The sequence below is a fragment of the Flavobacterium sp. GNP010 genome, assembly GCF_056428945.1.
Window position 1 is genome coordinate 23,933 of record NZ_JBWJVK010000015.1, and the last position, 21,808, is coordinate 45,740.

22 protein-coding genes and 1 tRNA gene are annotated in these 21,808 nt (G+C 33.0%); 12 read left to right on the forward strand and 11 right to left on the reverse strand.

Features of this window, described 5'->3' with window-relative positions; translation table 11 throughout:
* Window positions 1-5: 5 nt before the first annotated feature.
* Both AC061C_RS08115 and rny read left to right on the forward strand, forming a co-directional pair.
* On the forward strand, window positions 6-299 hold the full coding sequence (locus AC061C_RS08115) for a cell division protein ZapA (RefSeq protein WP_309760337.1): 294 nt from the start codon (window positions 6-8) through the stop codon (window positions 297-299).
* 206 nt (window positions 300-505) lie between these two features.
* A complete protein-coding gene (rny, locus tag AC061C_RS08120) occupies window positions 506-2,071 on the forward strand; it encodes a ribonuclease Y (RefSeq protein ID WP_478290747.1) in 1,566 nt (521 codons plus the stop codon).
* A gap of 79 nt (window positions 2,072-2,150) precedes the next feature.
* Here rny and xerD read toward each other — a convergent pair whose 3' ends face one another.
* The 4 genes from xerD to AC061C_RS08140 form a co-directional block, all read right to left on the reverse strand.
* Window positions 2,151-3,056 (reverse strand): site-specific tyrosine recombinase XerD, encoded by a 906-nt coding sequence (gene xerD / locus AC061C_RS08125; RefSeq protein ID WP_478290748.1) that lies wholly within the window; start codon window positions 3,054-3,056, stop codon window positions 2,151-2,153.
* 75 nt (window positions 3,057-3,131) lie between these two features.
* Window positions 3,132-3,725, reverse strand: coding sequence for an OmpA family protein (locus AC061C_RS08130; protein WP_478290749.1), 594 nt, complete (start codon window positions 3,723-3,725; stop codon window positions 3,132-3,134).
* 167 nt (window positions 3,726-3,892) lie between these two features.
* Window positions 3,893-4,477 (reverse strand): porin family protein, encoded by a 585-nt coding sequence (locus tag AC061C_RS08135; protein ID WP_478290750.1) that lies wholly within the window; start codon window positions 4,475-4,477, stop codon window positions 3,893-3,895.
* Window positions 4,478-4,654: 177 nt separating this feature from the next.
* On the reverse strand, window positions 4,655-5,254 hold the full coding sequence (locus AC061C_RS08140) for a porin family protein (RefSeq protein WP_478290751.1): 600 nt from the start codon (window positions 5,252-5,254) through the stop codon (window positions 4,655-4,657).
* A 664-nt stretch (window positions 5,255-5,918) separates the two neighbouring features.
* Here AC061C_RS08140 and AC061C_RS08145 point away from each other — a divergent pair.
* The 3 genes from AC061C_RS08145 (at window position 5,919) to AC061C_RS08155 (ending at window position 9,545) form a co-directional block, all read left to right on the forward strand.
* Entirely contained in the window at window positions 5,919-6,482 is a 564-nt protein-coding gene (locus tag AC061C_RS08145) for a porin family protein (RefSeq protein ID WP_478290752.1), read from the forward strand.
* Window positions 6,483-6,554: 72 nt separating this feature from the next.
* Window positions 6,555-6,968: a type II 3-dehydroquinate dehydratase gene (aroQ, locus tag AC061C_RS08150; RefSeq protein WP_309758979.1), complete on the forward strand. Its 414-nt coding sequence runs from the start codon at window positions 6,555-6,557 to the stop codon at window positions 6,966-6,968.
* 90 nt (window positions 6,969-7,058) lie between these two features.
* The gene (locus AC061C_RS08155) at window positions 7,059-9,545 is read left to right on the forward strand and encodes a DUF5686 and carboxypeptidase regulatory-like domain-containing protein (protein WP_478290753.1); all 2,487 of its coding nucleotides are present in this window, start codon (window positions 7,059-7,061) and stop codon (window positions 9,543-9,545) included.
* A gap of 95 nt (window positions 9,546-9,640) precedes the next feature.
* Here AC061C_RS08155 and AC061C_RS08160 read toward each other — a convergent pair whose 3' ends face one another.
* From AC061C_RS08160 to AC061C_RS08175, 4 genes are all read right to left on the reverse strand, one after another.
* Window positions 9,641-10,507, reverse strand: a complete 867-nt coding sequence (locus AC061C_RS08160) for a cation diffusion facilitator family transporter (RefSeq protein ID WP_478290754.1) — start codon at window positions 10,505-10,507, stop codon at window positions 9,641-9,643.
* A 113-nt stretch (window positions 10,508-10,620) separates the two neighbouring features.
* Window positions 10,621-11,931 (reverse strand): UDP-N-acetylglucosamine 1-carboxyvinyltransferase, encoded by a 1,311-nt coding sequence (gene murA, locus AC061C_RS08165; protein WP_417944106.1) that lies wholly within the window; start codon window positions 11,929-11,931, stop codon window positions 10,621-10,623.
* A gap of 104 nt (window positions 11,932-12,035) precedes the next feature.
* Window positions 12,036-12,761, reverse strand: a complete 726-nt coding sequence (locus tag AC061C_RS08170) for a DUF4290 domain-containing protein (RefSeq protein ID WP_417944105.1) — start codon at window positions 12,759-12,761, stop codon at window positions 12,036-12,038.
* Between the two features lie 89 nt (window positions 12,762-12,850).
* Window positions 12,851-13,135: a DUF493 family protein gene (locus tag AC061C_RS08175; RefSeq protein ID WP_417971089.1), complete on the reverse strand. Its 285-nt coding sequence runs from the start codon at window positions 13,133-13,135 to the stop codon at window positions 12,851-12,853.
* Between the two features lie 147 nt (window positions 13,136-13,282).
* On the opposite strand from AC061C_RS08175, the gene AC061C_RS08180 reads away from it, so the two are divergent.
* From AC061C_RS08180 to AC061C_RS08200, 5 genes are all read left to right on the forward strand, one after another.
* Window positions 13,283-13,822, forward strand: coding sequence for an AAA family ATPase (locus AC061C_RS08180; protein WP_478290755.1), 540 nt, complete (start codon window positions 13,283-13,285; stop codon window positions 13,820-13,822).
* Between the two features lie 58 nt (window positions 13,823-13,880).
* Window positions 13,881-15,776: a RecQ family ATP-dependent DNA helicase gene (locus tag AC061C_RS08185; protein ID WP_478290756.1), complete on the forward strand. Its 1,896-nt coding sequence runs from the start codon at window positions 13,881-13,883 to the stop codon at window positions 15,774-15,776.
* Window positions 15,776-16,723: a methionyl-tRNA formyltransferase gene (gene fmt / locus AC061C_RS08190; RefSeq protein WP_478290757.1), complete on the forward strand. Its 948-nt coding sequence runs from the start codon at window positions 15,776-15,778 to the stop codon at window positions 16,721-16,723. Before AC061C_RS08185 ends, fmt begins: the two co-directional genes overlap by 1 nt.
* A gap of 179 nt (window positions 16,724-16,902) precedes the next feature.
* Window positions 16,903-17,175, forward strand: a complete 273-nt coding sequence (locus tag AC061C_RS08195) for an HU family DNA-binding protein (protein WP_026706853.1) — start codon at window positions 16,903-16,905, stop codon at window positions 17,173-17,175.
* 117 nt (window positions 17,176-17,292) lie between these two features.
* Window positions 17,293-17,853 (forward strand): YqgE/AlgH family protein, encoded by a 561-nt coding sequence (locus tag AC061C_RS08200; protein WP_309760679.1) that lies wholly within the window; start codon window positions 17,293-17,295, stop codon window positions 17,851-17,853.
* On the opposite strand, the gene AC061C_RS08205 is transcribed toward AC061C_RS08200, so the two are convergent.
* Together AC061C_RS08205 and AC061C_RS08210 are read right to left on the reverse strand one after the other, a co-directional pair.
* Entirely contained in the window at window positions 17,850-18,689 is an 840-nt protein-coding gene (locus tag AC061C_RS08205) for an aminotransferase class IV (RefSeq protein WP_478290758.1), read from the reverse strand. The genes AC061C_RS08200 and AC061C_RS08205 overlap by 4 nt on opposite strands.
* Window positions 18,690-18,744: 55 nt before the next feature.
* On the reverse strand, window positions 18,745-19,137 hold the full coding sequence (locus tag AC061C_RS08210) for an START-like domain-containing protein (RefSeq protein WP_309760675.1): 393 nt from the start codon (window positions 19,135-19,137) through the stop codon (window positions 18,745-18,747).
* Between the two features lie 155 nt (window positions 19,138-19,292).
* Between AC061C_RS08210 and AC061C_RS08215 the strand changes: the two genes are divergently transcribed.
* Window positions 19,293-19,366: transfer RNA gene (locus AC061C_RS08215), tRNA-Met, on the forward strand.
* 65 nt (window positions 19,367-19,431) lie between these two features.
* Window positions 19,432-20,643, forward strand: a complete 1,212-nt coding sequence (locus AC061C_RS08220; RefSeq protein WP_478290759.1) for a tyrosine-type recombinase/integrase — start codon at window positions 19,432-19,434, stop codon at window positions 20,641-20,643.
* 35 nt (window positions 20,644-20,678) lie between these two features.
* Here AC061C_RS08220 and AC061C_RS08225 read toward each other — a convergent pair whose 3' ends face one another.
* The gene (locus AC061C_RS08225) at window positions 20,679-21,797 is read right to left on the reverse strand and encodes a BspA family leucine-rich repeat surface protein (RefSeq protein ID WP_478290760.1); all 1,119 of its coding nucleotides are present in this window, start codon (window positions 21,795-21,797) and stop codon (window positions 20,679-20,681) included.
* Window positions 21,798-21,808: the final 11 nt, after the last annotated feature.

Below are 21,808 nucleotides of genomic sequence, written 5' to 3' on the forward strand. Positions count from 1 at the left end.
AAGATATGGACGAAAAGCTTAAAATTAAAATATCAATTGCAGACCGAGTGTATCCACTTACAGTAGATTTCGCTCAGGAAGAAGGCCTTAGAAGCGCTTCTAAAAAAATTGATAAGATGATCAAGCAATTTGAAGAAAATTATGCCGTTCGCGACAAGCAAGATGTATTAGCAATGTGTGCTTTGCAATTTGCCTCACAAACAGAACAAAAACAAATTGATAATGCAATTGATGGAGAAGAAACCATCGAAAGAATTAAAAAAATCAATTTAATTTTAGACCAATATCTCGACAAATAAACGTTCTTTACAAAAACTAAGATACTGCCTACATTAGTTCATATTTGGTAAACTCAACACTAACAATTTAGAATGAGCAAATCATCGTTACTATAGCAAGCCAATTCAGTTTGGAAGCTTGAACAACGAGTTAGCTCAAAACTTGTCTTTTCGAGTTTATTCAATCCCTCTAATGTAGGCTTTTTTATATATAAATTTTAACAAACATGGACAACATAGTAACGATCATTATTTCAGGAATTATAGGTATTGCGGGAGGTTTTGGTATTGCAAAACTGATAGAAAAAAGTAATATTTCAAACTTAATCAAAAACGCAAAAAAAGAAGCAGCATCTATATTGAAAGATGCAAATCTTGAAGCTGAAAATATAAAGAAGGATAAAATTCTTCAAGCAAAAGAAAAATTTATTGAATTAAAATCGGAACACGAACAAGTTATTTTAACTCGTGATAAAAAAGTAGCTGAAATAGAAAAAAGAGTTCGCGATAAAGAATCTCAAATTTCTAATGAATTATCGAAAGCTAAAAAAGTAAACGATGATTTTGAATCTAAAACAGTCGAATTCACAACAAAAATTGAAAATCTAGATAAAAAACAAGCTGAAGTTGACAAATTGCATAAAAGTCAATTGCAACAATTAGAAGTAATATCTGGTTTGTCAGCTGAAGAAGCAAAAGAGCAGTTGGTTGAAGGATTGAAAGCAGAAGCTAAGAGTAAAGCAATGTCTCATATTCAAGATACTATTGAAGAGGCTAAATTAACAGCCCAACAAGAAGCGAAGAAAATTATTATCAATACGATACAAAGAGTAGGTACAGAAGAAGCAGTAGAAAACTGCGTATCCGTATTCAACATTGAGTCGGATGATGTAAAAGGAAGAATCATTGGTCGTGAAGGTAGAAATATCCGCGCACTTGAAGCGGCTACTGGAGTTGAAATCATCGTAGATGACACACCAGAAGCAATTATCCTTTCTTGTTTTGATCCTGTACGTAGAGAAATTGCACGTCTAGCGCTACATAAATTGGTAACTGACGGTAGAATTCACCCCGCTCGTATTGAGGAAGTAGTTGCAAAAACTGCTAAACAAATTGATGATGAAATTATAGAAGTTGGTAAACGTACCGTTATCGATTTAGGAATTCACGGATTACACCCTGAATTAATTAAAGTAGTAGGACGAATGAAATACCGTTCTTCTTACGGACAGAATTTATTACAACACTCCCGTGAAGTTTCAAAACTATGTGGAATCATGGCAGCTGAACTTGGCTTGAACGTAAAACTGGCTAAAAGAGCAGGTTTATTGCACGATATTGGTAAAGTGCCAGATGCCGAAAGTGATTTACCGCACGCTTTATTAGGAATGCAATGGGCAGAGAAATATGGTGAAAAAGAAGAGGTTTGTAATGCCATTGGAGCGCACCACGATGAGATCGAAATGAAATCATTATTATCACCAATTATCCAAGTTTGTGATGCTATATCAGGAGCTAGACCGGGAGCACGTAGACAAGTACTGGATTCTTACATTCAACGTCTAAAAGATCTTGAAGAAGTAGCTTACGGATTTAGTGGTGTAAAAAATGCTTATGCGATTCAAGCTGGTAGAGAACTTCGTGTGATTGTAGAGAGTGAAAAAGTTTCGGATGAAAATGCCGCCAACTTATCTTTTGATATCTCACAAAAAATCCAAACGGAAATGACCTATCCAGGACAAGTTAAAGTAACGGTAATTCGTGAAACAAGAGCGGTGAACATTGCTAAATAAATAGCTTTCTAAAATAAATAGAAAAGATGTATTGATGTAAAAATCAATACATCTTTTTTTTTGAAATACTTTGTAGATTCTATAATGCCTTTTTTCTGGGGTGATAAGCATGTAAAACCTCCGTTAGAAAAGTACGATCTAGATGAAGGTATATTTCGGTTGTCGTGATAGATTCATGCCCCAGCATTAATTGTATTGCACGTAGATCGGCTCCATTTTCTAAAAGATGGGTGGCAAAAGAATGCCGTAATGTATGTGGACTTATGGTTTTGTGCAAATTGATTTTGACAGCTAAATCTTTGATTATAGTAAAAATCATGGCTCGCGTGAGCTGTTTTCCACGTCTGTTTAAAAAGAGTGTATCTTCATAGCCTTTTTGAATGGTAACATGTACTCGAATAGTATCTCTGTAGGTTTGAATATAATGTTGAGTCACCTCACTTATTGGAACAAAACGTTGCTTGTTCCCCTTCCCTGTTACTTTTATAAATCCTTCTTCAAAGAATAAATCTGAAATTTTTAGAGCCACAAGTTCAGAAACCCTTAATCCGCAACCATAAAGAGTTTCAAGCATGGCACGATTGCGCTCTCCTTCTTTAGTACTCAAATCAATGGCGTCAATAAGTGCATCAATTTCGATAACCGATAAAGTGTCTGGAAGTTTACGACCTATTTTAGGAGTTTCGATTAATTCTAAAGGATTGTCTTTTCGATAATCTTCAAAAATCAAATAGCTAAAAAAACTTTTGAGTCCTGAAATAATTCTAGCTTGAGATCGTGCATTGACCTCCTTTGCTACACTATAAATGAATTGCTGCAAAGTCTCTTCTCCAATTTTTAAAGGTGAAATGCTAATTTCATTTTGATTCAAAAAAAGAAGCAAGCGTTCCACATCAAAAGTATAATTTTCGATGGTATTTTTTGACAAACCCCGTTCGATTTTCAAATAGGATTGATAATTTTTTATGCAGGAAATCCAGTTCATAGTTACAAAGTAAAGCATTTTAAAGCATAAAAAAACCACGCCATAGACGTGGTTGATAATATAATAGAAATAAGACTACTTACCCCATTTTCCTCCACCAACAAAAAATCCTAGGTGAATTCCTAAATAAGAATTAGATATAGTCCCTCGATTATTACCACTTGTGTCTTGCAAGGTAGATTTTGGTACTAGGTTGTACTCTAATCCCATTCTAAATTTACCCCATTCAAATCCACCTCGTAGTAATCCACCCATTTTGCCACTTGCATCTAAAGCAACATCACCATTTGATGTATTGCTATCAACCTCAACGTTAGCTATTGAATAATATCCAGCACCGCCTCCAATATAAGGAACAAAAGAAGTTCCAGCTGCATTAAAATAATAATCATAAGTCCCTACGTAAGAACCATTAGCCGAAATTTTAGCACTCTGAGTTTCCCCTTCTCCTTGAATATCACGCACCATAGCAGCAGCACCAAAACGTAAACCCACATTCATATTATCTTTAATGTTGTACTTAGGTTCAATAGAGAATAAAATTCCTCCACCTCCATTAGAAGGTACGGTATATCCTAAATCTAACCCAACTCTAAATCCACCCTCTTTTTGAGAATATCCATTAGCAAAAGCAAATACAGCAACAGCTGTCAAAATAATTTTTTTCATTTTTTAATTTTTTTGTTTGTTTGTTTGTTAATATGAGCGTAAAAATAAATAAATACAAAGTAATATACTTCTTACCTGAGATAAGTTATTAACATATTTAGATTCTACAATTAACAAAAAAACCTCCCGATTTGGGAGGTCTTTCTTATTTGTCTTAAAAAAAAAGACTAAAATTTGTAAGCCAATGACAAAGAAAAAACAGAGTTCTGCACACTTACATCCTCTTGTACTTCCTGTTGTAAAGCCTCTTTAAACTCATCACTAAAAATATTTGAGACCCCTAAATTATAACGAACTCCAGCAGAAAATTTTTGAGTGAAATCATAACCAGCACCAAAATTAATACCAAAATCAGTAGAAGTAAATAATCTCTTAGAATCTATAGATACTCCATCCATCTTGATCTTTGCAGATGTTAAAAAACCAATTTGAGGACCTGCTTCAAAATTAAATTTATCGGCTACATAGTATTTCATCATTAAAGGAACGTTAATGTAATTTAAATTAAAACTTCCCTCATTACTATCTGCACCTTGTCCTGAAAACAAAACCTCAGGCTGAAATACAAATTTATCAGATAATTTAATTTCTGCAAATACCCCTATATTCAAACCTGCTAATGTAGAACCATCTTCAATATCACCAGAAAAATTAGCTAGGTTTAATCCACCTTTAACACCAAATTTAGTTTCTTGCGCATTAGCAAATCCAAAAGCAAAAACAGCCGCAACTGCTAAAATAATTTTTTTCATGTTTGTTTGTTTGTTTGTTTGTTTGTTTGTTTGTTTGTTAATATAAGCGCAAAAATAAATAAATAAATACAAAGTAATATACTTCTTACCTGATATAAGTTATTAACATATTTAGATTCTACAATTAACAAAAAAACCTCCCGATTTGGGAGGTTTAGAAATCTATTTCTAGAAATATTAGAATTTGTATCCTAATGATACTGAGAATACATTGTTTGAATTTTTAAAATCATCGCCTGATTCTGTTTTATAAACATTAGACAAACCAAGGTTGTATCTTAAACCAACAGATAAATTTTCTGTAAAATCATATCCAGCTCCAAAATTAACCCCAAAATCTACTGATTCGAAATCATCTTTTGCATCTTCTTCAGCTTCATTCCCTCCACTTTCTAATTTATATTTTGCACTTGTCAAAAACCCAATTTGTGGTCCTGCCTCAATACTAAATCCCTCAGCTACATAATATTTAGCCATAACAGGAATATTCAAATACGACAGATTAATTTTTGATTTAAATGAAAGCCCCGATTCAGAAAATTCTGCCTGAGTTCCCTGAGTAGAGAACAATAATTCAGGTTGCACAGAAAATTTATCCGATACTTTAATTTCTACAAAACCTCCCACATGAAAACCTGCTTTTGAAGAATTATCTTCATCTTCGTCTCCTGTAAGGTTGGCAAGGTTTAATCCCCCTTTAACACCAAATTTAGTTTCTTGCGCGTTTGCAAATCCAAAAGCAAATACAGCCGCAACTGTTAAAATAATTTTTTTCATGTTTTTGTTTGTTTGTTTGATTAATGGCGCAAATGTAAATTAAATCATACCTAAAAATAAAATTTTTTGTAAAAAAAATAAATTAAATCTCACAGCGCTTAAAAATTTATAGATAAAAAAAATCATAAACTACTGTATTTCAAAATATTAAAAAAAGTCTTCTAACTGAATTCAGTGAGACAAATAAAGTTTAGAAATAATATAATTTAAGAGATTATTCTTATAAAAAACAATGAAAAAGTATAATACAGAAAATATAAAGTCTTTCAATTAACAACTAACTATCTTAGCAATTAGGAATTCAAATACGTACTTTTAACCTATCATAATATTTTATTTGTAAAAGATTCAAAAAACAATTGAGAAGTAAACCTTATTTTACGTTGAAAATTCAAAACCAAAGTCATACCGTCATACATAGCACTTAAATCAACCTTAACGCTTGAAAGTATACTAAAAAAGTAACTGTTTGATAATAAGTATTTAAATGTTTAAATTCAGATACATTTTAAAAATTAATACTAAAAAACAACAATTGCTATCCTATCAAGTACACATTGGACTGATTTTTGCAAATAACTTTTTCGAGTAGGATTAGACAATATTTTTTAAAAAAAATAGTTCTGACATAGTCCTAAATTTAATTAATAACAATAAAAAAATTATGAAAAAAATCATTCTAGTCGCAGTAGTGCTTCTTGCAGCATCGATAGATATGCAAGCACAATTAGTAAAATTCGGAATCAAAGGTGGTTTAAACTATGCCAACCAAAATGGTAGTGATATAACTGTAAATAGCACCAATTATGATAGTGAAGCTATTACCAGCTATCATGTAGGTTTACTTGCGGAGGTAAAATTGACTGACGGTTTTGCCATACAACCCGAATTGCTATATTCTACACAAGGTGCAACCTATAAAAATGCAGTAGAAGAATTTAATAACGAATTGGGTTATTTATCTATTCCAGTTCTTGCTAAAGTAAGCTTAAACAAATTTATAAGTTTAGATTTTGGTCCTCAAGCTTCTTTCCTATTAAGCGAACGAAAAAATGTGGATTTTAAAGAATCTGAGACTTTTGAGTTTGGAGTTGCAGGTGGATTAAGTTTTAATATTACAAAAAATTTCTTTTTACAAGGTCGATATGTAGCAGGATTAACCGAAGCTACTCGCGATGCAACAGTTAAAAATTCAGTAGTTCAAGTTTCAGCTGGATTCAAATTTTAAATAAAACCTTTATTTTTCTAGAAACCGTTCCGTAATTTGGAACGGTTTTTTTATTTTTACAAAAATAGAAATATGAAAATAATCATTATCAATGGTCCTAACCTCAATTTACTAGGGAAACGCGAACCAGAAATTTACGGCAGTCAAACTTTTGAAGAATACTTTATCTCTTTGCAAATAAAATATATGGACTTAGAATTAATCTATTTCCAAAGCAATATAGAAGGAGAACTTATTGATAAAATTCAGGAATTTGGTTTTAGGTACGATGGCATTATTCTCAATGCAGGTGCGTATACACACACCTCCATCGGGATAGGTGATGCTGTTAAAGCCATTACAACTCCTGTTGTTGAAGTGCACATTTCGAACACCTACGCCCGCGAAAGTTTCAGACACCAATCCTATATCTCTGGTCATGCAAAAGGAGTTATTCTAGGATTTGGTTTAAAAAGTTATGAATTAGCCCTTCAATCTTTCCTTTAATTGCAATAAAAATACCTTGGCTGAATGTTTAACATATAATTAATACCCTCTTTTTAAACTTCCTCTATTTTTGCGAAAGAAAAAACTTTCATGAAAAAATACTACCTGCTTTTAATTTTCTTGGTCTCAGTAACCAACTATGCTCAAATAAAAGGAACCGTTTCTGACGACAAAGGGAATCTATTGCCTTTTGTTACTGTTTTTCAAGAAGATACGTATAACGGAACTACCTCCAATGAGATGGGCAAATACGAATTAAACCTAAAAAAAACTGAAAAACAAACCGTTGTCTTTCAGTTTTTAGGATTCAAAACACAAAAAATAGCGGTTCAAACTGATAAATTACCTTATACATTTGATGTTAAAATGATCGAAGAAAGCTTTTCTTTGAACGAAGTTGTGATTAATCCAAAAGTTAATCCAGCTATAGCAATTATAAAAAATGCAATTGCCAGCCGAAAAGAGAATACTAAAAAAACAGCTCGCTTCCATGCCGACTTTTATTCTCGGGGGATTTTCAAACTAAAAAATGCACCAAAAAAGATATTGGGTCAAAAAATTGGAGATTTAAACGGATCATTAGATTCTACAGGAACAGGTATTATTTCATTATCGGAAACATTTTCTAAAATTACTTTTGAAAAACCCAATAATCTAAAAGAAGTGGTCACCGCCTCAAAAGTTAGCGGACGTGACAATGGCTACAGTTACAATACAGCTCGATCTTCCTTTTATGATTTATATGACAACACCGTTGATTTTGGCGTGCAAATGATTTCTCCGATCGCTTCTAATGCCTTCAATTATTATAAATACAAGCTCGAAAATACTTTTTACGATGCTAACAATCAAATGATCAACAAAATAAAAGTGACTGCCACTAGAGACAGCGAACCCGTTTTTGAAGGGTACATTTATATTGTAGAGGATTCTTGGGCTATATATGCTGTTGATTTAGACATTAAAGGCTACCGAATGAAAGAAGAATTTGTAGATGTAATGACCTTAAAACAAAACTTCGGTTACAACAAAAACAATAAAATCTGGGCTAAAAACACACAAAGTCTTGATATTACCGCTGGCGCTTTTGGAATAAAATTCACAGGAAAATACAATTATGTGTACAGTAATTACGAATTTGTAGATGCTTTTGCAAAAAAAACCTTTACCAATGAAATCACGAGCGTTGAAATCAATTCAAATAAAAAGGACAGTACTTTCTGGAATAGCAACAGACCTATTCCCTTGACTATCGAAGAAAGCACAGACTATATTAAGAAAGACAGTATTTATAAAGTTAGAAACTCAAAAAAATATTTGGATTCAATTGATGCAAAAGGAAACAAATTCAGACTATTAAAGTTGATTACGGGTTATACTTATAATAACAGTACGATAAAAAATACCTTTAGTTACGATGGATTATTCAATCTTAGTTCTTTGAGTTTTAATACCGTACAAGGGTACAATTTTGACACTGGGTTTCGATACACCAATAGAAAAAACCAAGAAACAAAAGGGATTTATACTTCTATCAATACCAAACTAAATTATGGTTTTGCTGAAGATCGTTTGCGTGTAATGGGAACAATTATACATCGATTCAACAATCAAAATTACGCTACCTTATTTGCTACTGGAGGTAGTTCCGTACAACAGTTTAACCCGAGTGAACCCATCAGTAAAATTATCAACTCCATAAGTTCTTTGTATTTTAAGAACAATTTTATGAAGTTGTATAATTTAGAATCGGCAACCATTGGATACAACCAGAATATCGCAAATGGGGTAAACCTTGGTGGAAGAATATCATATCAACAACGCAAACCATTATTTAATACTACTGATTTCTCCTATTTCAATAAGGAAGATTTGTATACTTCGAACAATCCACTGGCACCAGATGATTTTACCTCATCCGCTTTTGAAAAGCATCATTTGGTAAAGATGACTCTGAATGCAAGAATTAATTTTGGAAATAAATACGCTTCTCGTCCGGATGGTAAATTCAACATTCGAAATGAAAAGTATCCTACTCTATTTTTAAATTATGAAAAAGCAGTAGCGGCAAGTGAGAAAAAATATGAATTTGACCATATAAATGCCCAATTAACGTACGATTTAAAATTAGAGAATAAGGGTGTACTTGGCATAAACTTGAAAGCTGGAAAATTTTTGAATGCTGAAAATATCGCATTTATGGATTATAAACATTTTAACGGCAACCAAACGCACATCGGACAAAGTGCACGTTATCTAAATGTCTTTAATTTATTGCCTTATTATTCCAACAGCACCAACAACCGTTATTTTGAAGCGCATTCTGAATACAATGACGAGGGTTATATTATGAATAAAATTCCACTTTTGAATAAATTAAAATCAACTTTAATTCTTGGTGGGCATGCACTTTCTACCCCAGGAAATAAACCATATGCAGAATTATCTTTTGGTTTGGATAATTTAGGTTTTGGAAAATTCAAGTTGTTGCGTATTGATTATGTGCGTTCCTACCAAAATGGATTTAAAGGAGACGGTGTAGTTTTTGGACTTAAATTCTTGAATGTTTTAGAGTAAATCAATAGCCATAAAGAGTTTTTCAACAAAAAAAAGGCACGAGAAATAATCTTCTTGTGCCTTTTTTAATTTTATAAATAATTCAAATAATGAAATTAATTTGGTTCTACATGAATCAATACATGTCCCAATTCTGGAATTTGTTCTCGTAACGTGTCCTTTAGTTTATGAGCTAAATCATGACCCTCTTTTACGGTATTATTCGAATCTACAATTGCGTGTAAATCTACATGGTACTGCATTCCTGCTTTTCGAATAAAACACTTTTCGGTATCTATAATCCCGTCAACTTGAAGTGAAATGAGTCGGATTTCTGCTATCAAATCATCATATAGATGCTCATCCATTATTTCGCCCAAAGCAGGTCTAAAAATAAGATAACTGTTATAGAATATGAATCCAGATGCAAAAAGCGCTGCCCAATCATCTGCAGATTCATAACCATTGCCAAGGATCAAGGCAATTGAAATTCCCAAAAATGCGGCTACTGATGTAATTGCATCGCTGCGATGGTGCCAAGCATCGGCTCTAAGAGAGGAACTATTGGTTTGAATACTTCTTTTAAGTACTACTCGAAAAGAATACTCTTTCCATATAATAATAGCGCCTAAAACAAGTAATGTCCAAGGTTTAGGTAATTCATGTGGCGTTCTGATATTGATGACACTTTCATAAGCGATAATAGTAGCAGAAGTGATTAAGAAACCCACAACCAAAAAGGTAATTAGAGGTTCTGCCCTACCGTGACCGTAAGGATGATTTTCATCTGCTGGTTTACTCGAATATTTGATGCCAAACAACACTAAAAATGAAGCAAAAATATCAGCAGTAGACTCGATTGCATCTGCTATTAAAGCATAGGAATTTCCAAAAAAGCCGGCAAATCCTTTAATAATTGCCAAAGACGTATTGCCTATGATACTAAAATAAGTGGCTTTAATCGCTGTTTGTTCGCTTGACATTTTGTTTTTGTTAGATGAACTAAAACAAAAATCGTTTTAGTAAACCGTCTTGAATGGTTGCATTCAAATTGTATCTTGTTTACTAAAACGATTTTATGAAATTCTTAATTTATTTATGCTCTCACGATGCTGGCACCTATGGCTCTCAATCGTTCGTCAATACGTTCGTACCCTCTATCAATTTGTTCAATGTTTTGGATCGTACTTGTTCCTTTTGCTGAAAGAGCGGCGATTAATAACGAGATTCCCGCACGAATATCTGGTGAAGACATTGTTGTTGCTTTCAATTGTGATTTGAAATCGTGTCCCATAACAACGGCACGATGTGGATCACACAACATAATTTTGGCACCCATATCAATTAACTTATCTACAAAAAATAATCTGCTTTCAAACATTTTTTGGTGAATCAGCACGTCGCCTTTTGCTTGAGTAGCTACAACGAGAACAATACTCAATAAATCGGGTGTAAATCCAGGCCAAGGAGCATCTGCAATAGTAAGTATAGAACCGTCTATATCTGTTTTTACCTCATACCCATCTAGGTGAGCAGGAATGTAAATATCATCACCACGACGTTCCAAAGTAATTCCCAGTTTTCTAAAAGTGCTAGGTATAACCCCAAGATTATCCCAACTCACATCTTTTATTGTAATTTCTGATTTAGTCATTGCAGCAAGACCTATCCAACTTCCAATTTCGATCATATCTGGAAGAATTCTATGCTCGCAACCACCTAAACTTTCAACACCTTCAATAGTTAATAGATTAGATCCAACGCCTGTTATGTTTGCTCCCATGGAGTTTAGCATTTTACACAGTTGTTGTAAATAAGGTTCGCAAGCAGCATTATAAACTGTTGTTCTACCTTTGGCTAAAACTGCAGCCATAACAATATTAGCAGTTCCTGTTACTGATGCTTCATCGAGCAACATATCAGCTCCTTTCAAACCTTTAGGCGCTTCTACCCCATAAAAATGATCTTCCCTGTTGTAACGAAATTTCGCACCTAGATTAATAAATCCTTCAAAGTGAGTATCTAATCTTCTACGTCCAATTTTATCACCACCTGGCTTCGGAATATAACCTTTACCAAATCGTGCCAAAAGTGGTCCAACAATCATTATGGATCCTCGAAGAGAACCGCCTTCTTTCTTGAATGCTTCGGTTTCTAAATACTGTATGTTGACTTCATCAGCTTGAAAAGTATAAGAGCCAGGTCCCGTTTTTTGGATTTTAACGCCTAAATTTCCTAACAGAGTAATTAGTTTATTGATATCAATAATATCAGGAATGTTATTGATGATCACTTTTTCTGGAGTTAAAAGAACAGCACATAAAATTTGTAATGCTTCATTTTTGGCTCCTTGTGGCGTGATTTCTCCCTTAAGACTGATGCCGCCTTCTATTTTAAAAATTCCCATTTTTTTACAGTTATGAGTTATAAATTATTGATTGTGTGTTATAAGAAACGAGTTAAAAGTTAGGTTGAAAATTCAAAACTAAAAACTCCTAATTCATAACAAACCTAAAGCGGTTTTCTATTTTGGTTTTTGTGAATCGGATTTGGTTTCCCCATTTTGGTATTCTTATTACTTTGAATTTTTGGAGGACCTGCAGGCGCTATTTTATTCGAAACTCGTTTGTTTGTTCGTAATAAGTCAGTAGTATTTAAAAGCTCTTCGGTACTTTGAAGTAAATTCAACTTCCCGCCTGACAATTCATATAAATGCTCGAAAATAACATCATCTTTCACGGTATCTTTATTCCAGCTTAAATAGGATTTCTTCATGTGATTGGCAATTACTTTTACCAATGCACTTTTCATTTCACCCTCGTCCCACTTATTGGCAACATCAATCATGTATTTGATATTGTTCCCATAATACCGGTATTTTGGAAAATTTTGAGGATAACTTAATACATCCGGTTTCAATTGCAACACTTCACGAGATGGGATTGGATAAGGAGAATCAGCTACTAATTTAAAATCAGACATTATAAATATCTGATCCCATAATTTATGCTGAAAATCTGGAACATCACGCAAATGTGGGTTCAAACTACCCATAACTTGAATGATGTATTTTGCCGCTTTGTTGCGTTCTAAATCATCTTCAATTTTGGTTGCTTGATCTATTAGTTTTTGCAAATGGCGTCCATATTCTGGAATAATTAAATGAGACCGTTCTGCATTATACTCCAAATGATGCACAACATCGTTCGAGTTTTCTTTGATATATTTTGAATTCATATTCGAATGTATATTTTTGATCTTAATGAGCACCATTTCGAAGATATGACATCGTTCGTTTGTACAAACATCAAAATGTAGTTTTGAAACTAAAGTGAGATAATTCCCTTAATGGTAGCTACTTCTTGGTATTTATCAACTATTTCTTGTGCATCTTTCATAGTTACATCTATAGAAATACTGGTAAACTTACCCGTTTTGGATTTTGTTGTTTTGATTACCGCTCCCATACAGTCAAAAGCCAATTGAACACGATCAATATTATCATTTTCGCTAGGCACGATAAATTTGAATAAGTACGTAGCTGGCCATGTATTGCTCAGATCTAACTCTACTTTTAATCTATCATAAAATTCTTGAGTATTCTTGTCCATTTTCAGTTTAAAAATAAAGGCAAATATACTGTTTCATACGTGAATTATGAATTTTGAATTATGATTTTTTATCTAATACTATTTTAAACGCAATCATTTTTTCAAATCCCAATAAGTTTAAGTAATTTTGCCGCTTATTTTTTAAAAGTGCAGAAAGAAATCATAGTTATCATTGGCGGTCCAGGAACAGGTAAAACAACTATCATTGATGGATTGATAGCCAAAGGACATTGTTGTTATCCCGAAATTTCTCGGGAAGTAACTGCAGAGGCAAAAAAGCAAGGAATTGATCAATTGTTTCTAGAAAAACCGCTGCTTTTCAGCGAGTTACTTCTTGAAGGCCGAAAAAAACAGTTTCAAAATGCATACAAAGAGCCACATGAAGTTGTATTTATTGACCGCGGAATTCCAGATGTTTTGGCTTACATGCACTACATTGGCGATAGCTATCCTGCGTCTTTTGATAGTGCTTGTCGCGAACACACCTACTCAAAAATTTTCATTTTACCACCTTGGGAAGAAATCTACATTAGCGATCATGAACGGTATGAAAACTTCGAACAAGCCAAACTAATCTACAATCACCTTATAGAAACCTATCAAGGTTACGGTTACGAACTTATAGAAGTTCCTAAAAATACCCTAGATAACAGAATTCTTTTTATCTTAGATGAAATTTCTAAATAATTTTCAAGTTTAGAATTTACAATTTGGGATGTTTTCTACGAATTGAAATCTGTAATTTATGCAAGAAGCGTTAGCTATTCTTCAAAAATATTGGAAACACGACAAATTCAGGTCGCTGCAAAAGGAAATTATTGATTCCGTTTTAAGTGGTCAAGATACCTTTGCTTTGATGCCAACAGGAGGTGGGAAATCTATATGTTTCCAGATTCCAGCCTTGATGACTGAAGGTATTTGTCTGGTAATTTCGCCATTGGTTGCATTAATGAAAGACCAAGTAGCTAATTTGCAAAAGCGGAACATCAAAGCCATTGCCTTAACTGGCGGTATCCGATCTGAAGAAATGATTGATTTATTGGACAATTGCCAATTCGGAAATTATAAATTTCTTTATTTATCACCAGAACGTTTACAATCAGACTGGATTTTAGACCGCATCAAAAATCTTCCAATCAACTTAATCACTATTGACGAGGCGCATTGTGTATCGCAATGGGGACACGATTTTCGACCCGCTTATTTGAAGATTTCAATACTAAAAAAACATTTCCCAAAAATACCTTTCCTTGCATTAACAGCCACCGCAACTCCAAAAGTTAAAGAAGATATCATCGCTGAACTGGGATTGCAGGATGTGAACGTTTTTGAGAAATCATTTGCAAGAGAAAACATCGCCTACATGGTTTTTGAAGTAGAAGATAAACTTTTTAGAATCGAACAAATTTTAAAGAAAAACCCAGAATCTTCTATCATTTATGTTCGCAACAGAAAATCCTGTCTGGATATTTCGGGGCAATTAAATTCGTTAGGAATTAAAGCTACCTATTATCATGGTGGACTTTCATCTAAAGAAAAAGATAAGAACATGCAATTGTGGATGAATGAAGCCGCAACAGTTATTGTAGCAACCAATGCTTTCGGAATGGGAATTGACAAAGCCAATGTAAAGACTGTAATTCATATTCAACTTCCAGAAAATTTAGAAAATTATTACCAAGAAGCTGGTCGAGCAGGACGAAATGGCGAAAAAGCATTTGCTATTTTATTAACAAGTCCTTCAGATATTATTCAGGCTGAAAACCAATTTATAAACATTCTTCCTGACAAAAAGTTTTTGAACCTCATGTATGTCAAGCTTTGCAACTACTTTCAAATTGCATACGGAGAAGGCATCAACGAGCAGTTTACCTTCAATTTGCATCATTTTTGTTTAAAATATGGGTTTCCAACTTTAAAAACCTACAATGCCATGCAATTTCTGGATAGACAAGGAATTATTAATTTGTCCCAAGAATTTTCTGAAAAAATCTCCATGCAATTTCTTATTCCTTCCAAAGAAGTGATTCGGTACATGAGTTTGAATCCGAATGATGAAGAAATTATTTTGGCAATATTGCGCACGTATCCTGGAATTTATGAAATGCAAACCGCATTCAACTTGCCATTAATTGCAAAAAAATCAAATCATAATGAAGCCGAAATACAAGCAGTCTTACATAAATTAAAAGGAAAAGAGATTATCAATTACCAATCAAAAAATAATGATTCTACATTAATTTTTAATGAAGTTCGCGAAGATGAAAGAACAATTAGTCGGGTTTCAAAGTATTTAGAAAATCAAAATCAATTAAAAAAGGAACAACTTCAATCTGTTTTGAATTATGTTTCGGATAAAAAGGCATGCAAAAACAAGCTTATCTTGCATTATTTTGGTGAAAAAACGGATGTCGATTGTGGAATTTGTTCCTATTGCATTACCAAAAAAAACAAGCAAAAAGACAATACATCGCTCGCATCAGCAATCGTTACTTTATTACAATCAGAAAATTTAAATTCGAGAGACATACAAAACAGGACTAAAAATAACTCTGAAGAAGTTATTGCAGTCCTTCAATATTTATTAGAAAACAACACAATTTTGGTTAAACCAAATAACAAATACACTTTAAAATCATAATGGAAAAATTACGAATTGTTTTTATGGGAACACCCGAATTTGCCGTGGGGATATTAGATACAATACTAAAAAATAACCACGAAGTTGTAGGCGTAATTACCGCCGCAGACAAACCTGCAGGTCGTGGACAGAAATTAAAATATTCAGCTGTAAAAGAGTATGCGCTGGAAAATAATATTACTTTATTACAGCCAGTAAACCTTAAAGACGAGACTTTTTTATCGGACTTAAAATCGTTAAATGCTAATTTACAAGTCGTAGTTGCTTTTAGAATGTTACCAAAAGTAGTATGGGAAATGCCATCATTAGGAACTTTCAACCTTCACGCTTCACTCCTACCCAATTATCGTGGAGCTGCACCTATCAATTGGGCAATCATAAATGGTGAAACTAAAACAGGTGTTACTACTTTTTTTATTGATGATAAAATTGATACTGGTGCCATGATCTTAAGTTCTGAAACTCCGATTGAAGAAACCGAAAATGCAGGACAACTGCACGATCGATTGATGAATCTGGGAAGTAAAACTGTCATTGCTTCCTTGGAAATGATTGAAAAAGGAACCGTTTCAACAATTATTCAAACAGACACGGCACATATTAAAACGGCATACAAGTTAAACAAAGAGAATTGTAAAATAGACTGGACTAAACCAGCTGTAGAAATAAATAATTTGATTCGAGGTTTGAGTCCGTATCCTGCTGCTTGGTGTTTTATACAAGATAAAAACGAAGAATGGAATGTTAAGATATACGAGGCTATAATTGTTTTAGAAGACCATGATTTCAAGATAGGAAGTCTAATTTGCACCAAAAAGGAGATGAAGATTGCGGTAGAAAATGGATTTATTCAAATAGTAAGCTTGCAATTTCCAGGCAAAAAAAAGATGAACGCATCAGAACTGCTTAATGGAATTGCATTTTCAGAGGAAGCTAAAGCTCATTAACATCAATAAAAACGGGTAGTTTGTCGATTTTAACACGACATACAGACTAGCTTGTTAACAAAAAAAATAAGTTATCAACAAAACAGGCTAAAAATGAGCAAAAGTCTTGCAAGGAACGTATTTCCCATTAAATTTGTGTATTAACAATATTTTTAACCAACAATTAATAACTAATTATTATGAACAAATCAGAATTAATCGATGCTATCGCTGCTGATGCAGGAATAACTAAAGCTGCTGCAAAATTAGCTTTGGAATCGTTTTTAGGTAATGTAGGCGAAACTTTGAAAAAAGGTGGTAGAGTATCTCTAGTAGGTTTTGGATCATGGTCAGTTTCAGCTAGAGCTGCAAGAGACGGAAGAAATCCTCAAACAGGAAAAACTATACAAATTGCAGCTAAAAATGTAGTGAAATTTAAAGCAGGTGCAGAATTAGAAGGCGCAGTAAACTAATTTAGTTACACTAGTATAATCAAAACCTTCCATCTGGAAGGTTTTTTTATGCTTTTAAACGATTTTATTTTGCTATATTATAATAAAAAACATAAATTTAGTAAAAAATACATTCCGATGATTACAGATAAACTAAAGAAAGGAAATTTGCTTATTGCAGAGCCTACTATAATTGGGGATCTATCATTCAACAGATCGGTAATTTTATTAGCTGATTATAATACTGAAGGTTCTGTTGGTTTTATAATTAACAAACCCTTAAAGTATACTATTCACGACTTAATCCCAGATATTGCGGCGCGATTTAAAATATACAATGGCGGCCCTGTAGAGCAGGATAATCTATATTTTATTCATAACATTCCCGAATTGATCCCTAACAGTATTGAAATCTCTAATGGTATTTACTGGGGAGGTGATTTTGAGTCTACCAAGGAATTAATTAACAAAGGTGCTATTAGCAATGATAACATAAGATTCTTTCTTGGATATACTGGTTGGGATGAAAACCAATTGGAAAATGAAATGGAAAGCAACTCTTGGATTATTACCTCAAATAGCTACGAAAATAAAATTATTGGAAAATCCGCAACACATTTTTGGAAAGAACAAATTTTAGAATTGGGTGGAGAATACCTTATTTGGTCTAACGCTCCAGAAAATCCGTATTTAAACTAAGAAACACCTATCATTTCGTTTAGTTTGTCTACTAATTTCACAGCCATATTTGTACTGAATTCTTTTTTTCGGTATTGTGTTATGGGCTGAATCCCTTTTATAACATTTGTAATGAACAATTCTTCTGCTTTTTGAAGATCAAAAGGAGAAATAACGCCTTCTATCACCTCTATATTCTCGATTTTTTTTGCTAGACTTATTATTTGTCTTCTCATTACACCATTCAAACATCCCTCGGAAATTGGTGGTGTTATAAGTTTATTGCCTTGTAACATAAAGATATTGCCTTGTAATGCTTCAACAACATTTTTACTATCGTTTAACAACAAACAATTATCCAATCCATTTTCATTGGCATAAATGCTTCCTGTTATGTTTATGATTTTATTGGTTGTTTTGACAGAGGAGAGCAGTTGCTTTGTGATATAAAAATCTTTATACAAATCTACTTCATACCTTTTGTTTTCAATTGTGTATGCTTTATTTTCTAAATCAACTGCATGAATAAGATACGAAACTGAGTTATTTTGAGGCAAATAATACCCACCGTCATTTCTATAGACAGTAATTCGGGCACGAGCAGAATCAATTACTTGATTATTTTCAGCTATAGAAAGTATTTGCTCTTCAAGAAATTCCATTGTAAAATTCATTGGGATTTCCATTCGTACTACTCGCATGGCAGACATTAACCTAAAATAATGATCTTCTAGAAAAAGTATCTTGTTGTTAATGATTTTAACTGTTTCAAAAACAGCATCGCCGTATAGAAAAGCTCGGTTCTTTGTTAATACAGTAGCATCTTCGGATATAATAGTTCCATTAAAATTAATCATAAAAAAAGCCCTAAATTTTATTTAGGGCAAATATAAGGTATAAAATACGATTTTACTATACGGAACCTATTAGATGTTTAAGATCGGAAATTTGATTTTCCCACAACAATGTTGCTTCATCAACTTCATCTTTATCTGCAAAATCGACTACCATCAACGATACATCTTTGGTAAGCTCATCTACTAAAATATGCAATTCAAAAAAATATTCTGTGTCTTTGCTTTGCTCATCAACCCATTTAAATTTTACTTTTTCTCCGGTTTTCTTTGAAGCAAGTCTAGCTTTTTCTTGTGAATCATTCCAAATAAAAGTAAAAAATTCACCACGAGAATTTACATTATCAGCAAACCATTCAGACAAACCTGACGGAGTTGATATGTATTGATATAACAATTGAGGAGAAGAATTTATAGGAAACTCGATTTCGTAACGTACTTTTTGATCCATGAGCTACATTTAATTTTTTGGAAATATATAGAATTTAACTCCGAAAAAAAAACGTTTTCAAAAATATTTTTTTTTATTAAAATTATGCTTGCAAGCATTAATATTATTTTTATATTTGCACCCGCATTCAGGGGTAGTAATCGGCCTTGAATAATGGCGAGATAGCTCAGTCGGTTAGAGCGCAGGATTCATAACCCTGAGGTCCCGAGTTCAAATCTCGGTCTCGCTACACGGTTAAAAAACGAAAAAATATAGGTTTTATGCGGTTTTAGAGAAATTTAAAACCGTTTTTTTATGTCTAAAATTATCGACCTCTTAACGAAAGAATACGCTAACGCATACGATTTGGCTCATAAAAAACAATTCTCATTACCAAAGATTTACGACGCAAATAGTGATTTATCTAAGCGTTGGTACGTGTATTATTCCTTTCGAAATCCTACAACCGATAAGCTTGAAAGACAGACCCCTGTTTATGCAGGAGTAAATCTATTCAAAACTCTCAAAGAAAGAAGAAACGCAATAAAAATTCTAGCAAAAGCAATTCAAACAATATTGGATAACGGTTTCAATCCTTATGACGATTCTGTTTCTGTTGACGAAATAAAGAAATATAATATTCCAGAAGCCGTTACTTTTTCACTTGAATTAAAAAAAAGCACACTAAAAGAGAATAGTTATCGTGATTTTAGAGTAAGAATAAAATCATTTGAGAAGTGGCTTTTGGCAAACGGATATGAAAATAGATACATTACAACGGTAAATAAAAAGACGGTTATCACTTTTCTTAACTCCATTTTATCTAATACAAGTGCTAAAAACAGAAATAATACTCGCTCTAATTTATCTATGTTCTTTCAATCTTTAGAGGATAACGATATTATTACGGATAATTTTGTCAAAAAAATTAATGTTCTAAAATCTACACCTGAAAGAAACAAGACCTATAGCACTACCCAAGAAGTTGATATTTTCAATTATCTAAAAAGTAATGACGATTTATTACTCTTGTTTATCCAGTTTATTTCCTACAATCATTTGCGACCAGTAGAAGTTGTTCGATTGAAAATTAAGGACGTAAACATAAAAGACAAACTTATTTATGTTCGAGCCAAAAACAAGGCAGTAAAAATCAAAATCATTCCTGAAATACTTTTATCCTCAATTCCTGATTTAGAAAAACTGAACCCTGAAAGTTTCTTGTTTACCCCAAATGGCATTGGCTACGATTGGACAACTGGAGAAACCGATAAAAGAGATTACTTCAGTAAACGTTTCAAGAAAGTAAAAGACAGTTTAGGATTGGGGAAAGATTACGGATTGTATAGTTTTAGACATACTTTCATAACCAAACTATACCGAGAGTTGGTCAAAAACAGCACTCCGTTTGAAGCCAAAAGTAAATTGATGCTTATTACTGGTCATACCACTATGACTGCATTAGAAAAGTATTTACGTGATATTGATGCGGTGTTGCCTGATGATTATTCGGAGCATATAAAATAAAAAACGTGCGTAAGTAACACGCTTTTAAAAAGACCCTATAATTGCAACCCATAATCACTTACTATCCAGTTGTTAGGGGCGGATGTTAACCTGTTTCTTCCAGAGAGTCCCGTTACCGTATATTTACTTTTAAAAATAATTTTCAAATTCGGCTTCACGTTTTGCAAACTCCATTTAGAGAGTAAGCTATCGTAATTTTTAACCGATAGTGTTTCAATAAAAGGATAGTTAATCATCGCTCCCGAAAAAGAGTAAGCCACTTGCGAAACATTCCATTTTCCAACATCTTGATTAAATGCTTTTGCAAGTTGAAACATATCTTGCATGTTTCTAACTAAAGATGTATCCCATTTGCTTATGTCTTGATTAAATACGGTTGCATTTCTAAACATGTATGCCATATCAGTTACTTTGCTGGTGTTCCAGTTTCCAATGTTTTGGTTAAATGCACTGCAATTTCCAAAAGTAAATCTCATAGTAGTCACATTACTTGTGTCCCAATTACTTATGTCTTGATTAAATACCGAACAATAGCCAAACATACTATCAATTGCTGTAATATTCTTGGTTGGGATATTTAAAGAAGAATTAAAAGCACTACAATCGTAGAACATTTCCTTATAACTGGTGATTTTTTCCGACACTAATGTTACAGGCGAATTAAATTTAGTGCATCCTAAGAACATCTGATTAACGTTATCCAGTTCAAGTGAGGTAAATACAATTGTTTGGTTGAATTCCAAACACCTAAGAAACATACCCTCCATTTTTTTTATCTTGGAAATATCCCACTCGTTTATTCTTGCCACGGTTTTTAACTTACTGCAATTCATAAAAAACATAGTAAGAGAGGTTATACCCGTCAAATCAAGCAAGTCTGTTACGTTTGACAAATCAAGATTACTACAGCCATAAAAAATCCCGCTCCCAATTAATTTCAAACAACCCCATTGTGTTACACTTATGATTTTATCTCTATCACCCTGATTATAAAACACCCACCCAATACATACTCCTGTTATTTTAATTTCATATATTCCAGAAATCGCATAATTATGCAGTACCTCAGACTGATTATAAGATGTGATTATATTAGTCGAACCGTCCCCCCAGTCAACAATAAAATTATAAATACCACCGAATGTAATCGGCAATCTTACTTGAT

Bases quoted from the DNA above. Each gene is read 5' to 3' on its own strand.
- AC061C_RS08115 (WP_309760337.1), top strand. From the start codon at position 6: ATGGACGAAAAGCTTAAAATTAAAATATCAATTGCAGACCGAGTGTAT.
- rny (WP_478290747.1), top strand. From the start codon at position 506: ATGGACAACATAGTAACGATCATTATTTCAGGAATTATAGGTATTGCG.
- xerD (WP_478290748.1), bottom strand. From the start codon at position 3,056: ATGAACTGGATTTCCTGCATAAAAAATTATCAATCCTATTTGAAAATC.
- AC061C_RS08130 (WP_478290749.1), bottom strand. From the start codon at position 3,725: ATGAAAAAAATTATTTTGACAGCTGTTGCTGTATTTGCTTTTGCTAAT.
- AC061C_RS08135 (WP_478290750.1), bottom strand. From the start codon at position 4,477: ATGAAAAAAATTATTTTAGCAGTTGCGGCTGTTTTTGCTTTTGGATTT.
- AC061C_RS08140 (WP_478290751.1), bottom strand. From the start codon at position 5,254: ATGAAAAAAATTATTTTAACAGTTGCGGCTGTATTTGCTTTTGGATTT.
- AC061C_RS08145 (WP_478290752.1), top strand. From the start codon at position 5,919: ATGAAAAAAATCATTCTAGTCGCAGTAGTGCTTCTTGCAGCATCGATA.
- aroQ (WP_309758979.1), top strand. From the start codon at position 6,555: ATGAAAATAATCATTATCAATGGTCCTAACCTCAATTTACTAGGGAAA.
- AC061C_RS08155 (WP_478290753.1), top strand. From the start codon at position 7,059: ATGAAAAAATACTACCTGCTTTTAATTTTCTTGGTCTCAGTAACCAAC.
- AC061C_RS08160 (WP_478290754.1), bottom strand. From the start codon at position 10,507: ATGTCAAGCGAACAAACAGCGATTAAAGCCACTTATTTTAGTATCATA.
- murA (WP_417944106.1), bottom strand. From the start codon at position 11,931: ATGGGAATTTTTAAAATAGAAGGCGGCATCAGTCTTAAGGGAGAAATC.
- AC061C_RS08170 (WP_417944105.1), bottom strand. From the start codon at position 12,761: ATGAATTCAAAATATATCAAAGAAAACTCGAACGATGTTGTGCATCAT.
- AC061C_RS08175 (WP_417971089.1), bottom strand. From the start codon at position 13,135: ATGGACAAGAATACTCAAGAATTTTATGATAGATTAAAAGTAGAGTTA.
- AC061C_RS08185 (WP_478290756.1), top strand. From the start codon at position 13,881: ATGCAAGAAGCGTTAGCTATTCTTCAAAAATATTGGAAACACGACAAA.
- fmt (WP_478290757.1), top strand. From the start codon at position 15,776: ATGGAAAAATTACGAATTGTTTTTATGGGAACACCCGAATTTGCCGTG.
- AC061C_RS08195 (WP_026706853.1), top strand. From the start codon at position 16,903: ATGAACAAATCAGAATTAATCGATGCTATCGCTGCTGATGCAGGAATA.
- AC061C_RS08200 (WP_309760679.1), top strand. From the start codon at position 17,293: ATGATTACAGATAAACTAAAGAAAGGAAATTTGCTTATTGCAGAGCCT.
- AC061C_RS08205 (WP_478290758.1), bottom strand. From the start codon at position 18,689: ATGATTAATTTTAATGGAACTATTATATCCGAAGATGCTACTGTATTA.
- AC061C_RS08210 (WP_309760675.1), bottom strand. From the start codon at position 19,137: ATGGATCAAAAAGTACGTTACGAAATCGAGTTTCCTATAAATTCTTCT.
- AC061C_RS08220 (WP_478290759.1), top strand. From the start codon at position 19,432: ATGTCTAAAATTATCGACCTCTTAACGAAAGAATACGCTAACGCATAC.